At 57.4% G+C, this 18,009-nt stretch carries 19 protein-coding genes and 1 riboswitch; of the genes, 8 read left to right on the forward strand and 11 right to left on the reverse strand.

The window, feature by feature from the left end; all coding sequences use genetic code 11:
• Window positions 1-21: 21 nt before the first annotated feature.
• The 3 genes from F8R23_RS11035 to F8R23_RS11045 are packed head-to-tail and all read right to left on the reverse strand — an operon-like array spanning window position 22 to window position 2,247.
• Window positions 22-981 carry a D-2-hydroxyacid dehydrogenase family protein gene (locus F8R23_RS11035; RefSeq protein ID WP_151415631.1) on the reverse strand — a complete coding sequence of 320 codons (960 nt, stop codon included), beginning with the start codon at window positions 979-981 and terminating at the stop codon, window positions 22-24.
• Window positions 982-1,005: 24 nt separating this feature from the next.
• Window positions 1,006-1,455: a universal stress protein gene (locus F8R23_RS11040; protein ID WP_129935689.1), complete on the reverse strand. Its 450-nt coding sequence runs from the start codon at window positions 1,453-1,455 to the stop codon at window positions 1,006-1,008.
• Between the two features lie 12 nt (window positions 1,456-1,467).
• Window positions 1,468-2,247, reverse strand: coding sequence for an IclR family transcriptional regulator (locus F8R23_RS11045; protein ID WP_129935691.1), 780 nt, complete (start codon window positions 2,245-2,247; stop codon window positions 1,468-1,470).
• A 159-nt stretch (window positions 2,248-2,406) separates the two neighbouring features.
• On the opposite strand from F8R23_RS11045, the gene F8R23_RS11050 reads away from it, so the two are divergent.
• The gene (locus tag F8R23_RS11050) at window positions 2,407-4,014 is read left to right on the forward strand and encodes an MFS transporter (RefSeq protein WP_129935693.1); all 1,608 of its coding nucleotides are present in this window, start codon (window positions 2,407-2,409) and stop codon (window positions 4,012-4,014) included.
• A 2-nt stretch (window positions 4,015-4,016) separates the two neighbouring features.
• Window positions 4,017-5,045 (forward strand): HlyD family secretion protein, encoded by a 1,029-nt coding sequence (locus tag F8R23_RS11055; protein ID WP_129935695.1) that lies wholly within the window; start codon window positions 4,017-4,019, stop codon window positions 5,043-5,045.
• A 60-nt stretch (window positions 5,046-5,105) separates the two neighbouring features.
• Here the strand turns inward: F8R23_RS11055 and rhlE are convergent, their stop codons facing one another.
• Complete coding sequence (rhlE, locus tag F8R23_RS11060; RefSeq protein ID WP_129935697.1) at window positions 5,106-6,479, reverse strand: ATP-dependent RNA helicase RhlE; 1,374 nt, start codon at window positions 6,477-6,479, stop codon at window positions 5,106-5,108.
• Between the two features lie 302 nt (window positions 6,480-6,781).
• Between rhlE and F8R23_RS11065 the strand changes: the two genes are divergently transcribed.
• The 5 genes from F8R23_RS11065 to F8R23_RS11085 all read left to right on the forward strand — a co-directional run bounded on the left by F8R23_RS11065 (window position 6,782) and on the right by F8R23_RS11085 (window position 12,631).
• The gene (locus F8R23_RS11065; protein ID WP_129938552.1) at window positions 6,782-7,471 is read left to right on the forward strand and encodes a transcriptional regulator; all 690 of its coding nucleotides are present in this window, start codon (window positions 6,782-6,784) and stop codon (window positions 7,469-7,471) included.
• 146 nt (window positions 7,472-7,617) lie between these two features.
• Complete coding sequence (hlyD, locus tag F8R23_RS11070) at window positions 7,618-8,604, forward strand: secretion protein HlyD (RefSeq protein ID WP_112350104.1); 987 nt, start codon at window positions 7,618-7,620, stop codon at window positions 8,602-8,604.
• 10 nt (window positions 8,605-8,614) lie between these two features.
• Complete coding sequence (locus F8R23_RS11075; RefSeq protein ID WP_129935703.1) at window positions 8,615-10,345, forward strand: ATP-binding cassette domain-containing protein; 1,731 nt, start codon at window positions 8,615-8,617, stop codon at window positions 10,343-10,345.
• Window positions 10,342-11,514 (forward strand): ABC transporter permease, encoded by a 1,173-nt coding sequence (locus F8R23_RS11080; protein WP_390900933.1) that lies wholly within the window; start codon window positions 10,342-10,344, stop codon window positions 11,512-11,514. The genes F8R23_RS11075 and F8R23_RS11080 overlap by 4 nt, the downstream gene beginning before the upstream one ends.
• A 10-nt stretch (window positions 11,515-11,524) precedes the next feature.
• Window positions 11,525-12,631: an ABC transporter permease gene (locus F8R23_RS11085; protein ID WP_129935705.1), complete on the forward strand. Its 1,107-nt coding sequence runs from the start codon at window positions 11,525-11,527 to the stop codon at window positions 12,629-12,631.
• A gap of 168 nt (window positions 12,632-12,799) precedes the next feature.
• On the opposite strand, the gene F8R23_RS11090 is transcribed toward F8R23_RS11085, so the two are convergent.
• From F8R23_RS11090 to moaA, 6 genes are all read right to left on the reverse strand, one after another.
• Complete coding sequence (locus F8R23_RS11090; protein ID WP_151415632.1) at window positions 12,800-13,510, reverse strand: Bax inhibitor-1/YccA family protein; 711 nt, start codon at window positions 13,508-13,510, stop codon at window positions 12,800-12,802.
• A 129-nt stretch (window positions 13,511-13,639) separates the two neighbouring features.
• Window positions 13,640-14,107, reverse strand: a complete 468-nt coding sequence (moaE, locus tag F8R23_RS11095; RefSeq protein WP_129936111.1) for a molybdopterin synthase catalytic subunit MoaE — start codon at window positions 14,105-14,107, stop codon at window positions 13,640-13,642.
• Between the two features lie 2 nt (window positions 14,108-14,109).
• Window positions 14,110-14,355 carry a molybdopterin synthase sulfur carrier subunit gene (gene moaD, locus F8R23_RS11100; protein ID WP_012005757.1) on the reverse strand — a complete coding sequence of 82 codons (246 nt, stop codon included), beginning with the start codon at window positions 14,353-14,355 and terminating at the stop codon, window positions 14,110-14,112.
• Window positions 14,352-14,831 (reverse strand): cyclic pyranopterin monophosphate synthase MoaC, encoded by a 480-nt coding sequence (moaC, locus tag F8R23_RS11105; protein ID WP_012005756.1) that lies wholly within the window; start codon window positions 14,829-14,831, stop codon window positions 14,352-14,354. The genes moaD and moaC overlap by 4 nt, the downstream gene beginning before the upstream one ends.
• 5 nt (window positions 14,832-14,836) lie before the next feature.
• Window positions 14,837-15,349: a molybdenum cofactor biosynthesis protein B gene (gene moaB / locus F8R23_RS11110; protein ID WP_129935707.1), complete on the reverse strand. Its 513-nt coding sequence runs from the start codon at window positions 15,347-15,349 to the stop codon at window positions 14,837-14,839.
• Window positions 15,350-15,377: 28 nt separating this feature from the next.
• Window positions 15,378-16,364, reverse strand: a complete 987-nt coding sequence (gene moaA, locus F8R23_RS11115; protein ID WP_165366370.1) for a GTP 3',8-cyclase MoaA — start codon at window positions 16,362-16,364, stop codon at window positions 15,378-15,380.
• A riboswitch (molybdenum cofactor riboswitch) is annotated at window positions 16,351-16,493 on the reverse strand. Its footprint overlaps the gene before it by 14 nt.
• Window positions 16,494-16,753: 260 nt before the next feature.
• On the opposite strand from moaA, the gene F8R23_RS11120 reads away from it, so the two are divergent.
• Complete coding sequence (locus tag F8R23_RS11120; RefSeq protein ID WP_129935709.1) at window positions 16,754-17,671, forward strand: gluconeogenesis factor YvcK family protein; 918 nt, start codon at window positions 16,754-16,756, stop codon at window positions 17,669-17,671.
• A 4-nt stretch (window positions 17,672-17,675) separates the two neighbouring features.
• On the opposite strand, the gene F8R23_RS11125 is transcribed toward F8R23_RS11120, so the two are convergent.
• A complete protein-coding gene (locus tag F8R23_RS11125) occupies window positions 17,676-17,933 on the reverse strand; it encodes a VF530 family protein (protein WP_112350229.1) in 258 nt (85 codons plus the stop codon).
• Between the last annotated feature and the right edge of the window lie 76 nt (window positions 17,934-18,009).

An 18,009-nucleotide genomic window follows, 5' to 3' on the forward strand; every position in this document is an offset into this window, starting at 1 on the left:
CATCTGGGGGAATAAAACCGCTTAGCTCAAACGGCGAATAGGTTCTTCGGCGATAAACGCCTCGATGTTTTCGATCGCTTCGCGGAAATAGATTTGATAGTTGCTGTCGGCCACATAACCCAGATGCGGCGTCGCCAACACGTTGGGCAGTTGGCGGAAAATGTCATCGCTCGGCAAAGGTTCAACCTCAAACACGTCCAGCCCGGCACCGGCAATCTGCCCTTGCTGCAATGCGTCAATCAAGGCGCTGCGATCGACAATCGCCGCACGCGAGGTATTGATCAGATAAGCGGTTTTCTTCATCGCCTGCAGCTCTGGCCGACCCACCAGCCCACGGCTACGCTCACTGAGCACCAGATGAACCGAAACAAAGTCGCTCTGTTCAAACAGCGCCTGTTTGGATGCTGCCAGCGTCACCCCCACCTCGGCGGCCCTTTCTGCCGTCAGGTTTTGGCTCCAGGCCAGCACCCGCATACCAAACGCCTGCGCCACCACTGCCATTTGGCTGCCAATCTTGCCCAACCCCAGCAGGCCCAGTGTTTTCCCCTGCAAAGTCACGCCCAGCGTCTGTTGCCAAGGCCCGTTGTGTCGCAGTCCATGATTCTCCGGTACCAGATGCTTGGCTAACCCGAGCAACAGAACCCAGCTCAGTTCCATCGGCGCGGCAGAGCCACTGGCGGTGCCGCAGACAATAACCCCGCGCTGTGCCGCCGCCGCCAAATCAATAGAGGCATTACGCATGCCCGAGGTGATCAACAGTTTTAACTGAGGCAAACGCGTCAGCAGCGTGGCGGTGATTGGCGTGCGTTCACGCATAATCACCAAAATATCGCAGTCCTGCAGATGCACGGCCAGTTCCGCTTCATCACTAAAATGTTGACCGATGCTGAACACCTCAACCCGATCGCCGAGGGCAGACCAGTCGGCCATGCTGAGCGCGACCTGCTGATAATCATCAAGAATGGCACATTTTAGTTTCATCTTCGGCTCCGGGATTAGGCAAAATCAGTCGGCACGCACGTCAACCAACACCGGGCAATCGGCATTCTCAATCACCAGGGCGCTGTGTGACCCATTCAACAAACGTCTAAAGGGGGAAAGGTGACGGCGCCCCATAATGATCATCGTCGCGTTCAGTGTTTTGGCCTGGGTGACGATAGTTTCTGCCGGCTCACCGGCCACCACTCGTCCACGCGCATTGACGCCGGCGCCCTGCAACTTGACCAGCGCCTGTCGCACCACGGTGGCGGCGGCATTCTGTTCATCCTGCGCATAACCGAAATCTGCCGGATCTTCACCCGCTTCAATTTCATACGGACCCGCCATGGAATAACTGAGGTCCACACAGCACAGCACTACGACCGCCGCCTGCTGTGCCAACGCCTGTTCAGCAGCCAGTGAAATGACTTTGCGCGCATTGGCGGAGTTATCAATTGCGACCAACAGTGTTTTCATTGCCTTCTCCGGTTAATCTCGCGACGCCACCTTGCCAATCTCATCGATCAACGCGTCTTTACACTTAAGGATCTCCTCGCGGAAGCGAGCTTCATTCTTGGCCAAACGGGTGCTGGGCACTAACAAACTGATGGAGAAACGCCCCAGGATGGTGTCGATAGCCACCGCCATGGTAGAGACGCCTTCCAGCGTTTCTTCCCGATCGAAGGCCAGGCCGGTACGGCGTATTTCAGTGAGGTGTTCCAGTAAAGCAGGAAAATCTCGCACCGTCAGATCGGTTACCGCCCTATAAGCCTCACCCAGTAAATCCCGGGCCGCATCATCGCTGTTCAACGCCAGCAACGCTCGTCCGCCGGAGGTGCTGTACAGCGGCAGATTCATGCCAATACGCGGCACCACTCGCAGCTCACGGTCTGCCACAATGTAATGCACTACCGCCAGTTGCAAACCGCTGGCGCGTCCCAGCGAAACCGTCTCGCCGGTGGCGTCACATAAAGCCTGCAACCAGGGCGTCGCAATGGCCACCATTTCGGTATGCACGCTGGCAATCAGCCGCAGCAAAGACGGCCCTAGGCGCACACCACCGACTCCGCCCCGCACCAATTGCACAGAGTCCAGCGCGTTGACAATACGTTGCACGGTGGAACGCGGCAGATCGACCGCCAACGCTATTTCTCCCAGGCTCATGCCATTCGGCTTTGCCCCCAGAGCGTCGAGGATTTTCGCCGCGCGGGTGATGACCTGAATACCGCCGGCCCTTTCATCATCACAACATGTTGAGGATTCAGACATAGGGATTCTTTTCCTTACTTTTGGCCACACTGTAACATTTTTTTCTGCCAGACGGCATGCTGTACCACATTGCAATACAGCGCATCACAATGTAGCATGCGTCACAATGTATCACTATGCAATACAGTGCATCGTAAATTTCGTTTCTGGAGTCATACTATGAATGCTCAGCCTGCGCCTGCCGTCGCTGCGCCGCATCCTTTTACCCTGCGTCTGGCTGTAGGGTTGGTGGGTGTGCTGATTGCCGCCCTGACCTCTGGACTCAATGATCGCATCAGCGATCTGGCACTGGCGGATATCCGCGCGGCTATCGGTATCGGTTTCGACCAGGGGAGCTGGATCACTTCGGCCTATCAGGCGGCGGAAGTGTCGGCCATGATGGTTGCCCCCTGGTTTGCCGTAACCTTTTCGCTACGCCGTTTCGCCCTGGTGATGATCGGCGGTTTTGCCGCCGTCGGCGTACTACAGCCGTTAACCGCTGATCCCACGCTGTTTATTGCTCTGCGGGTGGTGCAAGGCCTGTTTGGCGGCGCATTGCCGCCGCTGCTGATGACGGTGGCGCTGCGTTTTCTGCCCCCCACCATCAAACTTTACGGGCTGGCCGCCTATGCGCTGACCGCCACCTTTGGCCCCAATGTCGCGGCACCGCTGGCGGCTCTGTGGACCGACAGTCTGGGTTGGCAATTTGTCTTTTGGCAGGCGATCCCGCTGTGTCTGATAGCCTCCTTACTGATCGGCTGGGGGCTGCCACAGGATCCCTTGCGGCTGGAGCGTTTCCGCCAGATCGATCTGTTTGGCATGCTCACCGGGTGCAGCGGCATTGCGCTGTTGATCCTTTCGCTGACTCAGGGTGAGCGGCTCGACTGGTTCAATTCGCCGCTGATTAGCCTGATGTTGCCGGTGTCTATCGCACTGCTGGTGACGTTTTTGATCAACGAGTGGTTCCATCCGCTGCCACTGTTAAAACTGCAATTACTGCAGCGCATCAATCTTTCTTATAGCCTGCTGACGCTGGCCGGCGTGCTGTTGCTGGCGCTGTCAGGCTCAATGCTGCCGTCGTTCTACTTTTCACAGGTGGAGGGTTTTCGCACCGTACAATTTGCGCCGCTGGCGTTAGCCGTCGGCCTGCCGCAGTTGGTGATAGCGCCTTTCATCGCCACCCTGCTGAATCTGCGCTGGATAGACGCCCGCTGGGTACTGACCCTCGGTGCCGCGCTAATCGCCGTCTCCTGCCTGCTGGGGATGCAATTGACCGATGACTGGGCACGACAAAACTTCTGGTTGATGCAAGGCCTGCAAGCGTTTGGCCAACCGATGATGATTTTACCGGTGCTAATGACCTCCACCAGCGTGATACTGCCACCGGAAGGCCCCTTTGCCTCGGCCATGTTTAACACCGTGCGCGGTTTTTCTGCCGTGGCGGCAGGCAGCCTGGTCGAGAATTTTATTAGCCATCGGGAAAAATTTCACTCGCAGCTGCTGGTTGACCGGCTGGGCAATCGCCCGTGGCTGATGACGGCAGAGAGCTCAGAACGCGCCAGCGGGGCTACGCCACTGTTACCGGACGGCTCAGTCAGTTCAGCGGAAAATCTCGGGCATTTTTCGACGCTGGTAAAACATCAGGCGGTGATCCTCAGCATCAGTGATGCCTATCTGCTGATTATTGGCTGCGCGCTGCTGTTGGTGCTGCTGACCGCCTGGTTGCCGAAACGAGTCTATCCGCCGCAAACGCTCTTACCTCTAGTTCCAAAAACATCAGGATCATAACCATGAGCTTCACACCTGCAAAACGAACCTTAACCCTGGCGTTGCTGCTGTTAATCCTGCTGGCTATCGCTTTCTTTGTCCGTTCCTCTCTCAATCGCCACCATTTGCGTACCGATGATGCGGTCGTGAGCGCAGATTACACGCTGGTGGCCCCCAAGATTTCCGGCTATATCCGCAGCGTCAACGTCGGTGATAATCAGCAGGTGAAAGCCGGTGAAGTGCTGGCGACCCTCGACGATCGGGATTATCGCGTGGCGCTGGAAACGGCACAGGCCAACCTGCAGATTAGCCAGGCCAAGCTGGCCAGCATTCAGGCGCAGCTGGATCAACAGCAGGCCAATATTGCCCAGCAGGAAGCCGGTGTCAGTGCCAGTCAGGCCACGTTGAACTATGCCGGGCAAAATGCCGACCGCTATCGCCGACTGCTAAAAACCGGCACAGCCACCGCCGATGAACAGCAAAAATCCGCTTCCGTAATGCAGACCGCAGCCGCACAGCTAAAGCAAAATCAGGCGGCGGTGGTTTCTGCGCGCAAGGAAGTTGGCGTGTTGCAGGCCAGTCGGAAACAGGCCGAAGCGAATATTGCCGCCTCGCAGGCCAGCGTTGATCAGGCGCGTCTGAACCTGTCCTATACCCGGATTATCGCGCCCATTGCCGGCACTATCGGTCAGCGTGCGGTACGTCAGGGGGCCTGGGTCTCTGCCGGTACGCGCCTGCTGGCGGTGGTGCCGCTACAGCAAAGCTATGTGATCGCCAATTTCCTGGAAACCCAACTGGCCAACGTGTCTGCCGGCCAGCCGGTCTCGATCAGCGTGGATGCCCTGCCCGGCGTGACGCTACGCGGCCACGTTGACAGTATCGCCCCGGCTACCGGCTCGACCTTTGCCGCCATCAGCGCCGATAACGCCACCGGTAACTACACCAAAGTGGTGCAACGTCTGCCGGTGAAGATCCTGTTGGAACCCAACCAGCCGGAACTGGCGCGGCTGCGCGTTGGCATGTCGGTGGTACCGGAACTTGAGATGCGCTGATTTTTACGTATAAAAAAGGCCACCCTAAAGGTGGCCTCAAACGGCTGACAACAGCGCAATTTACTCAGCCGGGCGGCTGCGCGGACGGCGCGGAGCACCTGAACGCGGCTTACCATCACCCTGCGGACGCGCACTGCCGCCACCGCGGTTTTCACGCTGACCGCCATTGCCGCCACCGTTGCCACTGCGCTGGCCGCCACCGTTACCGGAGCGTTGACCTCCGCCGTTGCCGCGTGGCGCACCGCGACCACCGCCAGCCTGACGACCGTTGATGATTGGCTCGGCCTTGATGCTTGGATCCGGCTCATAGCCCGGCAGGGCAATACGCGGGATCTCACGTTTGAGCAGGCGTTCGATATCGCGCAGCAGTTTGTGTTCATCCACACACACCAGCGAGATCGCCTCACCGGTACGCTCAGCACGACCGGTACGGCCGATGCGGTGCACGTAGTCTTCCGGCACGTTAGGCAACTCGTAGTTCACCACGTGTGGCAACTGGTCGATGTCCAGACCGCGTGCCGCGATATCGGTAGCGACCAATACGCGAATTTTGCCGTCTTTAAAATCGGCCAATGCACGGGTACGAGCGCCCTGGCTTTTGTTGCCGTGGATCGCTGCAGCAGTGATACCGTCTTTGTTCAGCTGTTCAGCCAGGTGGTTAGCGCCGTGCTTGGTGCGGTTAAACACCAAGACTTGCTTCCAGTCACCTTCGCCGATCATCTGGGACAGCAGTTCCCGCTTACGCTTCTTGTCAACGAAGTGCACGCTTTGCTCAATCTGCTCGGACGCGGTGTTACGGCGCGCCACTTCAACCGATGCCGGGTTGTGCAACAGTTTGTTGGCCAGCCCTTTGATGTCGTCGGAGAAGGTAGCAGAGAACAGCAGGTTCTGACGCTTGGCAGGCAGCTTGGCCAGCACGCGGCGGATATCATGGATAAAGCCCATATCCAGCATACGGTCTGCTTCGTCCAGCACCAGAATTTCAATTTTGGACAGGTCAACCGCGCGCTGGTGTTCCAGATCCAGCAGGCGACCCGGTGTTGCCACCAGCACGTCGACGCCGCCGCGCAGTTTCATCATCTGCGGGTTGATGCTCACGCCACCAAATACCACCAGCGAACGCAGGCGCAGGTATTTGCTGTAGGATTCGACGTTTTCGCCGATCTGCGCAGCCAGTTCACGGGTCGGCGTCAGGATCAACGCACGTACCGGACGGCGACCTTTGACCGCATGATCATGCTTACTCAGCAGCTGTAGCAGCGGCAGGGTAAAGCCAGCGGTTTTACCGGTACCGGTCTGGGCGCTGGCCATCAGGTCACGACCTTCCAATACGACAGGAATAGCCTGGCGCTGAATTGGCGTAGGTTCGCGATAGCCCTGTTCTTCAACAGCGCGCAGAATTTCAGCACTTAAGCCGAGGGTTTCAAATGACATAAAGAGAAAAACTCCAGATCCCCCCTAACCTAACAGTGTTCGGTGCAGTTTCCTGGGAGGATTATCAGACGGGACATTAAGCATGACCACGAGGGATTGGCACAAACTGCAGTGCACCAAGCGGGCGATTGTAGCAGAACTCGAACAAGAAAAGGCAAATTAAGTGACTCAGAGCACAATATGCCGAGAATTCAGCCTAATCTGAAAAAATGTCCTTAAATAAATCGAGGTTACTGATTGCATTTCGTGCAATCTGGCATAAAGTTAATCATATGATTGATTAACTTTTGCGGGCACCACCAATGCCAAATAATCAGACTGCCAGCCGGGCACGGGGTGAGCAGGCACGCCAGCAGTTGATCACCGCCGCCATCGAGATGTTTGGTGAATACGGCATTCAGGGCGCCACCACCCGCGATATCGCCCAGCGCGCCGGGCACAACATCGCCGCCATCACCTATTACTTCAATTCCAAAGAAGGCCTTTATCTGGCCGTCGCACAATGGATTGCCGATTTTATCCAGCAGGCGTTTCGCCCGCTGGCCGAAGAAATTGACCACTTCTGGCAACTGCCGGAAGCCGAACGTCCGCCGGAGCGCTACCTCGAACATCTGAAACGCGGCCTGCTGGCGTTCAGCGATCTGATGACTCAACCGCAGACGCTGAACCTGAGCAAAATCATGTCGCGCGAGCAGCTCTCCCCCACCGATGCCTATCCGCTGATCCACCAACAGGTGGTGGCGCCGCTGCATAACAAGCTGTGCCGCCTGCTGGCGGCCTACACTGGCATCGATCCGCAGTCGACCAAAATTGTGCTGCATACCCACGCGCTGATCGGCGAAGTGCTGTCGTTCCGCGTGGCGCGGGAAACCGTTCGCCGACAGGCTGGCTGGCAGCAGATCGGCGCCGTCGAAGCGGAACAAATCAGCGAGGTGCTGGCTGAACACATTGAGATTCTGGTTAATGGGCTGCGCCAACGCCATGGCGCGTAAACCCTTCGTCTTTCAAGCTACGGCGTTGTTGACTGCGTGCGCTCCCCCCAGTCACTTACTTAAGTAAGCTCTTGGGGATTCACGCACTTGTCGCCTAACCGTAACGTGAAATTCATTGGGTTTAATCTTTATAGGCAGGGAGTGTTATGAACAAGAAACGCAGTGCCTTTTTGGTGGCCGTTGTCGTGCTGATCGCCGCCGCCGTGTACGGAGTTTGGTATTACCAGCAGCATCAGGACCAACCGCTGACGCTGTACGGTAACGTGGATATTCGTACGGTGAATTTAGGCTTCCGCGTCGATGGGCGCCTGGCGTCGCTGACGGTGGATGAAGGCGATACCCTTCAACCAGGGCAATTGCTCGGCAAACTGGACGACGCGCCCTACATCAACGCGCTACAGCAAGCGCAGGCTAACGTCGGCAGTGCCAAAGCCAAACTGGCGCTGCTGATGGCCGGTTACCGCGCCGAAGAGATTGCCCAGGTACGTTCGGAAATGGCGCAGCGCCTGTCTGCCTTCAGCTATGCCGACAGCTTCCTGAAACGTCAGCAAGGACTGTGGGCGAAAAATGCCACCTCCGCCGACGCGTTGGAAGATGCCCGCACCTCACGCAATCAGGCGCAGGCCAACCTGCAGGCGTCGAAAGACAAACTGTCGCAGTACCTGAGCGGTAACCGTCCGCAGGAAATTGAAGAGGCCAAAGCCAACCTGGCACAAAGCGAGGCCGCGCTGGCTCAGGCACAGCTTAACCTGCATGACACCAGCCTGATTTCCCCGTCGGCTGGCACAGTGCTGACCCGCGCGGTCGAGCCTGGCACCATGCTCGGCGCCGGTGGCACGGTATTTACCCTATCGCTGACCCGCCCGGTGTGGGTGCGCGCCTATGTCAATGAAACCAGCCTGGGCAAAGCAACGCCGGGCACCGAACTGGAAATTTATACCGACGGTCGGCCAGACAAGCCGTATCACGGCAAAATCGGTTTTGTGTCGCCCACCGCTGAGTTCACACCGAAAAGCGTCGAAACCCCGGACCTGCGTACTGACCTGGTGTACCGACTGCGGGTTATTGTCACCGACGCCGATGACGCACTGCGCCAGGGAATGCCGGTCACCGTTCGCTTTGCCCAACCTTGAGGGAGCGGTGATGGAACAGGTCATTGAGCTTGAGGCACTGGAAAAGCGTTTCCCGTCATTGGAAAAACCGGCGGTCGCCAGCCTGACCACCCGGCTGACCAGCGGCGCGGTCACCGGGCTGGTTGGCCCGGACGGTGCCGGTAAAACCACCCTGCTGCGTATGCTGGCTGGATTGCTCAAACCCAGCAGCGGCACGCTGCGCGTCGCCGGGTTGGATCCGATCGCCCAGGATCGTCAGTTGCACGCCATCCTCGGCTACATGCCGCAAAAGTTCGGTCTGTATGAAGATCTGACGGTGATGGAAAACCTGACGCTGTACGCCGATCTGCGCGGCGTCACCGGCGATCTCCGCAAGCAAACCTTCGATCGGCTGCTGACATTTACCGATCTCGCCCGCTTTACCAGCCGGCTGGCGGGCAAACTTTCCGGCGGCATGAAACAAAAACTCGGGCTGGCCTGTACGCTGGTCGGCCAACCGCAGGTGCTGTTGCTGGATGAGCCGGGGGTCGGCGTCGATCCGATCTCACGCCGTGAACTGTGGCGCATGGTGCATGAACTGGCCAACGACGGCATGCTGATCCTGTGGAGCACCTCTTATCTGGACGAAGCCGAACAGTGCCGCGAAGTGCTGCTGCTCAACGAGGGCGAGTTGCTGTTCAGCGGCGCGCCGAAAGATCTTACCCAACGGATGGCCGGGCGCACGGTGCTGATCGCGCCGCCGACCGGTAGCCACCGCGCCCTGCTGCAACGGGCGATCTGCCTGCCGGCGGTCACCGACGGCGTGATCCAGGGCAAGTACCTGCGGCTGATCCTCAAGCAAGGCGAAGATCATCGGCAGGTCCTGCAAGCATTGGATCTGCCGGATGCGGAACTGAGCGAAGCGGATCCTCGCTTTGAAGATGCGTTTATCGATCTGCTCGGCGGCGGGCCAAACAACAAATCGGCGCTGGCGGAGATCATGCCGACCGTCGAGGGAGAAAGCACGGAAACGGTGATCGAAGCGCAGGGGCTAACCAAGAAATTCGGCGACTTTGCCGCCACCGATCACGTGGACTTCAAAGTGCAGCGCGGCGAGATTTTCGGCCTGCTCGGCCCGAACGGTGCCGGTAAATCCACCACCTTTAAAATGATGTGTGGGTTGCTGGTGCCGACCGAAGGCAAGGCCTTGGTGCTGGGCATGGATCTGAAAACAAGCTCCGGCAAGGCACGCCAGCATTTGGGGTATATGGCGCAGAAATTCTCGCTGTACGGCAACCTGACGGTGGCACAAAACCTCAAGTTCTTTTCCGGCGTTTATGGCCTGAGCGGCAAGGCGCAGCGCGATAAAATCAGCGAGATGTCCAACGCCTTCAACTTTGGCCCGATCCTCAACCAGACGCCGGACTCGCTGCCACTGGGCTTCAAACAGCGGCTGGCGCTGGCCTGCGCACTGATGCACGAGCCGGATATTCTGTTTCTCGATGAACCGACCTCCGGCGTCGATCCCCTGACCCGGCGTGAATTCTGGCTGCATATCAACGGCATGGTGGATAAAGGCGTGACGGTGATGGTGACCACCCACTTTATGGACGAGGCGGAATACTGCGATCGCATCGGGCTGGTGTATCGCGGCAAGATCATCGCCGCCGGCACGCCGGACGATCTCAAGCACCAGGTCGCCAGCAGCGATAACCCCAATCCATCAATGGAACAGGCGTTTATCGAGCTGGTGCAGGGTTATGATCAGGAGGAGCAGCCATGAGCCCAAAAATAGCCATGAGCGAAAAAAACGCCCCCCGCGATGACAGTGGTTTTTCCTGGCGGCGGCTGCGTGCACTGTGCCTGAAAGAGACGCGGCAAATCCTGCGCGATCCGAGCAGTGGGCTGATCGCCTTTGTCATCCCATTAATGCTGCTGTTTATCTTCGGCTACGGCATCAACCTGGACTCCAGCAAGCTGAGGCTAGGCATTCTGATGGAACAGCAGAGCGAAGAGGCACGTGATTTGGCCAATGCCTTTGCCGGTTCGCCCTATATCGAGCCGACCATCAGCGACAACCGCCAGCAGTTGATCCAACTGATGCAGGCCGGGCGCATTCGTGGACTGGTAGTGATCCCCAATGATTTTGCCCAACGCATGGCGCGACCGCACGACAGCGCACCGATACAAATTATTACTGACGGCAGCGAGCCGAACACCGCCAACTTTGTCCAGGGCTACACCCAAGGAGTATGGCAAGTCTGGCAGCAACAGCGTGCCACCGATAATGGGCGTGAGGAAAAACCGTTAATCGATGTACAGATGCGCTATTGGTTTAACCCGGCGGCCATCAGTCGGCACTACATTATTCCCGGTGCCATCACCATTATCATGACGGTGATCGGCGCTATCCTCACCTCACTGGTGATCGCCCGTGAGTGGGAGCGCGGCACCATGGAGGCGCTGCTTTCCACCCAGGTAACGCGCACAGAGCTGCTGCTGTCGAAGCTGGTGCCCTACTATTTTCTCGGCATGATCGCCATGGTGCTATGTATGGCGGTGTCGGTATGGGTGCTCGGCGTGCCCTATCGCGGCTCGCTGCTGATTTTATTCGTCATCAGCAGCCTGTTCCTTGCCAGTACGCTCGGCATGGGGCTGCTGATTTCTACCATTACCCGCAACCAGTTCAACGCGGCAATGGTGGCGCTGAACGCGGCCTTTCTGCCTTCGATCATGCTGTCCGGCTTTATCTTCCAGATCGACAGCATGCCGGCCATCGTGCGCGCCGTGACCTACATCATTCCGGCACGCTATTTCGTCAGCACGCTGCAAACGCTGTTCCTGGCGGGCAACGTCGGTACGGTGTTGATGATTAACTTGCTGTTCCTGATCGCTTCGGCGGTGGTGTTTATCGGCCTGACGGCCTGGAAAACCCAGCGGCGGCTGGATTAAGGGGAATTCGATGTTTCATCGTCTCTGGACGTTAATCATAAAGGAAATGCAGTCGCTGCTGCGCGATCCGCAGACCCGTGCCATCCTGATTATGCCGGTTATCCTGCAGGTGCTGCTGTTCCCGTTCGCCGCCACGCTGGAGGTGACCAACGCCACCATCGCGGTCTATAGCGAAGACAGCGGTCATGCCTCGGTCGAGCTGACCCAGCGCTTCGCCAAAGCCAAGGCCTTCTCGCATGTGTTGCTGTTGCGCAGCCCGCAGGAAATACAAACCACCATCGATAACCAAAAGGCCCTGCTGCTGATCCGCTTCCCGGCCCAGTTCTCGCGTGATATCGCAAGCGGTAATACGGCCCCGCTGCAATTGTTGCTCGATGGGCGCAACTCCAACAGCGCGCAGATCGCCGCCAACTATATTCAGCAAATTGTGCAGGACTATCAGAATGAACTGATCGGCGGTCGCGCCAAGCCGAACAACAGCGAGCTGGTGGTGCGCAACTGGTATAACCCGAATCTGGACTACAAATGGTTTGTAGTGCCTTCACTGATCGCCATGATCACTACCATTGGCGTGCTGATTGTCACCTCATTGTCGGTAGCGCGAGAACGCGAACAGGGCACGCTGGAGCAGTTGCTGGTGTCACCGTTGACCACCTGGCAGATTTTTATCGGTAAAGCGGTACCGGCGCTGATCGTCGCTACCTTCCAGGCCAGCATCGTGTTGCTGATTGGCATCTTTATCTATCAGATCCCGTTCGCCGGTTCGCTACTGCTGTTCTACGGCACCATGCTGGTTTACGGATTGTCTTTGGTGGGGTTCGGTCTACTGATTTCGTCGCTGTGCGCCACCCAGCAACAGGCATTTATCGGCGTGTTCGTGTTTATGATGCCGGCGATCCTACTTTCCGGTTATGTCTCACCGGTGGAGAACATGCCGGTGTGGCTGCAAAACCTCACCTGGGCCAATCCCATCCGCCACTTCACCGATATCACCAAGCAGATCTACCTGAAGGACGCCAGTTTCAGCATCATCTGGCACAGCCTGTGGCCACTGCTGGCGATCACCGCCACCACCGGCAGCGCTGCCTATGCCATGTTCCGCCGTAAAATTGCATAAAAAAAGACTCTGCGATCGAGATCGCAGAGTCTTTCTATTCGCTGTAAATCCTATGGATTTCATGCTGCGGCTAGGCGACAAGCTCGTGTATCCTCAGGAGCTTACTTAAGTAAGTGACTGGGATATGCGAGCACAGACAACAACGCTGCAGCTTGAAAGACGACGGATTTAGCGGCGGTTGCCGAAAATGCGCAGCAACATCAGGAACAGGTTGATGAAATCAAGGTACAGCGTCAGCGCGCCGACGATGGCGTACTTGCGGAAGCTGTCTTTGTCATCGGCGTTCAACTGCTCGCCCACCGCTTTCAGTTTTTGAGTGTCATACGCCGTCAGGCCGACAAATACCACCACACCGATATAGGTAATCGCCCACATCAGCGCAGTGCTTTTCAGCCAGATATTGACCAGCGAAGCCAGTACGATACCGATCAGCGCCATAAACAGCATGCTGCCGAAACCGCTCAGGTCACGCTTGGTGGTGTAGCCGTACAGGCTCATCGCACCGAACATGCCGGCGGTCACCACAAAAGTACTGGCGATCGAGCTGTAGGTATAGGCGATAAAAATGCTGGAAAGCGTCAACCCGGTCAGCGCCGAATACAACATAAACAGCGAGGTGGCGACCGTGCCACTGAGACGATTGACCATGCCGGAAATCACGAACACCAGACCCAGCTGCGCGATAATCAGGCCGAAGAAGGTGATCTGGCTGGAGAAGATAAAGTTAAGGATCGCGGGCGTGTTGGCCGCGTACCAGGATACAAACGCCGTCAACAGCATGCCACAGGTCATCCAGCCGTATACCTGCGCCATATAAGCCTGAATGCCGCTGTTGGCACGTTCGACGATTGAACCATTAGAGCGTGGATATCGGTCCATGACGGTTACCTTTTGCGTGTGGAACAAGATTTGAGTCCCATTTTACGAGACTCGGCCTGCTATAAGCCTACCACATAAAACCTAACCTGAAAGTTGCAAAGGTATTGATATATTTCTGCTGTTTACCGATTATTTAGCCGCTTTATGCCAGCGTTCCGCCGCCTGACGATCGCTGTCGCGTGCGTCAACCCAGCGGTCGCCCTGACCAACGGCTTCGCGCTTCCAGAACGGGGCGCGGGTTTTCAGGTAGTCCATGATGAACTCGCTGGCCTCAAACGCCATGCTGCGGTGCGCGCTGGTCACGCCGACAAACACAATCTCATCGCCTGGGAACAGCTCACCCACGCGGTGGATCACCGTCGCGCGCTGCAATGGCCAGCGGCTGCGTGCTTCGTCCACGATTTCCGCCAGCGCTTTTTCGGTCATGCCTGGGTAGTGTTCCAGCGTCAGCGCGCTGACGTTATCGCCCAGATTATGGTTACGTACCTTGCCGGTAAAGGTCACCACGGCACCGTCGTCGTCGCACTGCGCCAGCCACTGGTATTCTTCGCCGACGTTGAACGGCGCTTTCCCCACGCGGATACGGGTATTTTCCACCATTAACCTCCGGTTACCGGTGGAAAGAAAGCGACTTCGTCACCGGCGCGCAACGGATGCTCTGCCGCCACCAGCGACTGATTCACCGCGGTCAACAGCTTGCCGGACTCCAATGCCAACGCCCAGCGATCGCCACGTTCGCACAGCGCCTTACGCAGCGCCTCTACCGTTGGATAATCCGCCGGCATCGACAGATCGCCGGTGCCAACCAGCTCGCGTACCTGGGCAAAAAACAGAATGTTAATCATAGTTCCACCTTAAAATCACCGGATTTACCGCCGCTTTTCGCCAGCAGCCGCACCGGGCCGATCACCATGTCTTTTTGTACCGCCTTGCACATGTCGTAAATGGTCAATGCAGCCACCGAAGCGGCAGTCAAGGCTTCCATTTCGACGCCGGTTTTGCCGGTCAACCGACAGCAGGTTTCAATCCGCACCCGGCTGTGTTCCGGCTGCGCTTCCAACTGCACTTCAACCTTGCTCAGCATCAACGGGTGGCACAGCGGGATCAACTCCCAGGTGCGCTTCGCCGCCTGAATACCGGCAATGCGCGCCGTGGCGAACACATCTCCCTTATGGTGGCTACCCTCGATAATCATCGCCAGCGTGGTCGGCAACATTTCAACGAAGGCCTCGGCACGCGCCTCGCGCACCGTCTCTGCCTTGGCGGAAACGTCGACCATATGGGCTTCGCCCGCGGCATTAATGTGGGTTAGCTGCGTCATAGTTTTTATTTCTTCAAATGTGGCAGGAAGTTGCACGGGCGGTGACGCGCGTCCAACTGCTCTTCAATAATACGTTCCCAAGCGGTGCGGCAGGCACGAGTCGAGCCAGGCATGGCAAAAATCACCGTCTGATTGGCCATTCCGGCCAGTGCACGCGACTGAATAGTGGCAGTGCCAATCTCTTCATAGGACACCATGCGGAACAGTTCGCCGAACCCTTCCACTTCACGATCGAACAGCGGCAGCAGCGCTTCCGGGGTATTGTCCCTGGCGGTAAAACCGGTGCCGCCGGTGATCAGCACGGCCTGAACCTGCTCGTCGGCGATCCACGCGGAGATGCGTGCGCGGATTTGATATTTATCGTCTTTGACAATGGCGCGGCCCACCACCCGATGCCCGGCTTCAAGCGCGGCTTCCTGCAGATACTGGCCCGAGGTGTCTTCTGCTTCACCGCGACTGTCCGAAACGGTCAGAATGGCGATATGCGCCGGAATGAATTCACTGCTGGCATGACTCATTGCTTGCTCCCGTGCAATTTAGAAAAATTTAGCCGCCGATAAACGACAGGTTCTGCGTGATGCCGCTGTTGCCCTGGTGCAGGAAATGGGTCTGCTTTTTGGTCCGCAGCCCGCCCTGAATGCGATCCTTCAATTCCTCAAGCTGGCCGTCATCCGCCAACAGATCGCGCAGGCTAATACCCTGCTCACCGAACAGGCACAGATGCAGATTACCGATGGCGGAAACCCGCAGCCGGTTGCAGCTGGCACAGAAATCTTTTTCATACGGCATGATTAAACCCACTTCGCCCTGGTAATCCGGGTGGCTAAACACCTGCGCCGGGCCGTCGCTGCGGCCGCGCGGTTGCAGTTGCCAACCCTGCTGTTCCAGTTGCGAACGGATCACTTCGCCAGACACGTGGTGTTTGCGGAACAAATCACCGCCTTCGCCGGTTTCCATCAGTTCGATAAAACGCAGTTGGATCGGACGGTCTTTTATCCAGTGCAGGAAAGCGCCCAGTTGCTGGTGGTTAACGTCTCGCATCAGCACCGCGTTGACCTTTACCTTGCTGAACCCAGCGGTAAAGGCGGCGTCGATGCCCTCCATCACCTGGCGGAATTTGTCCTGACCGGTAATGGCGTGAAATTGACGGGGGTCCAGACTGTCGACGCTGACGTTGATCGCCGTCAGCCCGGCATCACGCCAGGCCATGACGTCGCGAGCCAGACGATAACCATTGGTGGTCACGGCAAGCTGGCGAACGGCAGGGTTTTCACGCACGGCGGCGATGATCTCGGTAAAATCGCGACGCAGCGAAGGTTCACCGCCCGTCAGGCGCACCTTTTCGGTGCCCAGTTCGGCGAATGCGCGGCTGACACGTCGGATCTCATCCAGCGACAAGAAGGTTTTCGGACTGCCGTTAGGGCGATAGCCATCCGGCAGACAGTAGGTGCAACGAAAGTTACACACGTCGGTGATCGACAGGCGCAAGTAATAGAACTTGCGCTCATAAGCATCAATGAGTTGCGGCACCATAACACCTTCCAAAGTCGGGAGATGCGAGCGTTTCCGCCCTGCACCCTGGTGGCTGACTTCGCCACGGCCCAAGCGCCATATCGTTCACCAGAACAACGTAGGCCCAGAGGCTAGGAGTTTTGGTTTCAGTTCCCGCTGCCTGAGTAGCCGGAACGAAACCGTGGTTTTCATCAGAATTCTAGCGCTAAACAAAGGCGATAGCCAACGCCCAATTTCGCTATATAATTGTGTATACAGCGTTTTTAGGCGATTCCAAATCGGGTAAACCATGATAAACGCCCTTTACGCAGACGAATTGACCGGAATCACGCAAATCACACTCTTTTTCGCGTTTTTACGCCAAATCCGCTACTTTATGCGGGCAGTTAAGCCCCTTTGTAAGGAAATTTATGCGTAATCGTACCCTGGCCGATCTCGATCGGGTGGTGGCATTAGGTGGTGGTCATGGTCTTGGCCGCGTGATGTCTTCCCTGTCGTCTTTAGGATCCCGTTTAACCGGTATTGTCACCACCACCGATAACGGCGGTTCCACTGGCCGTATTCGCCGTTCAGAAGGCGGCATTGCCTGGGGCGATACCCGTAACTGCCTGAATCAGCTGATTACCGAACCGAGCGTAGCCTCCGCGATGTTCGAGTACCGCTTTAGCGGCAATGGTGAACTCTCGGGGCATAACCTCGGCAACCTGATGCTGAAGGCGTTGGATCACCTCAGCGTGCGTCCACTGGAGGCGATCAATCTGGTACGCAGCTTGCTGAAGGTGGACGCCGCGTTGATCCCGATGTCCGAGCAACCGGTGGATCTGATGGCGCATGACCATGAAGGCAACCATGTTTACGGTGAAGTGAATGTCGATCAACTGACTGACATGCCGCAGGAACTGATGCTGTCACCGCACGTCCATGCTACGCGAGAGGCGCTGGACGCCATCGCACAGGCCGATGTGATCCTGATCGGCCCTGGCAGCTTCCTGACCAGCCTGATGCCGCTGCTGCTGCTCGATGACCTTACACAGGCGTTACGTCGCAGCAGCGCCAATATGATTTATATCGGCAATCTGGGCCGCGAACTGAGCGTTGCCGCAGCCGCCCTGACGCTAAAGAACAAGCTGGAGCTGATGGAAGAGAAAATTGGCCGCCGGATGATCGACGCGCTGATTGTTGGGCCGACGGTAGATGCCAGCGAAGTACAGGATCGGGTGGTGATTAAACAACCGCTGGAAGCGACAGATATCCCTTACCGCCACGACCGTCAGTTGCTGCGCCAGGCGCTGGATCAGGCATTGATAGAGTTGGGTGCCCGCGGTTAAGGCTTTACTGGCCGCCGCGCAACCACGGGTTATCGCTGGCGGCCTTCTCGACCATATCGATATAAAGATCTTCCACCTGCTTGCGCGCCCACGGCGTGCGGCGCAGAAACTTCAGGCTGGATTTAATGCTGGGATCGCTGCTGAAGCAGTTGATGCGAATGCGTTCAGCCAGCCCTGACCAGCCGTAGTTCTCCACCAGTTTATTTAAAAGTTGTTCCAGAGTGACGCCGTGCATCGGGTCTTTGGACTGGTGTTCGGTCATGGTCTGCAGCTCGTAGTAGTCAATTGGCCGCACACCATAATCAGCTTTGGCGGAGGCGACAAGGATTTTATGTTTG

The sequence above is a fragment of the Serratia proteamaculans genome, from assembly GCF_008830365.1.
Classification (GTDB): Bacteria; Pseudomonadota; Gammaproteobacteria; order Enterobacterales; family Enterobacteriaceae; genus Serratia; species Serratia proteamaculans.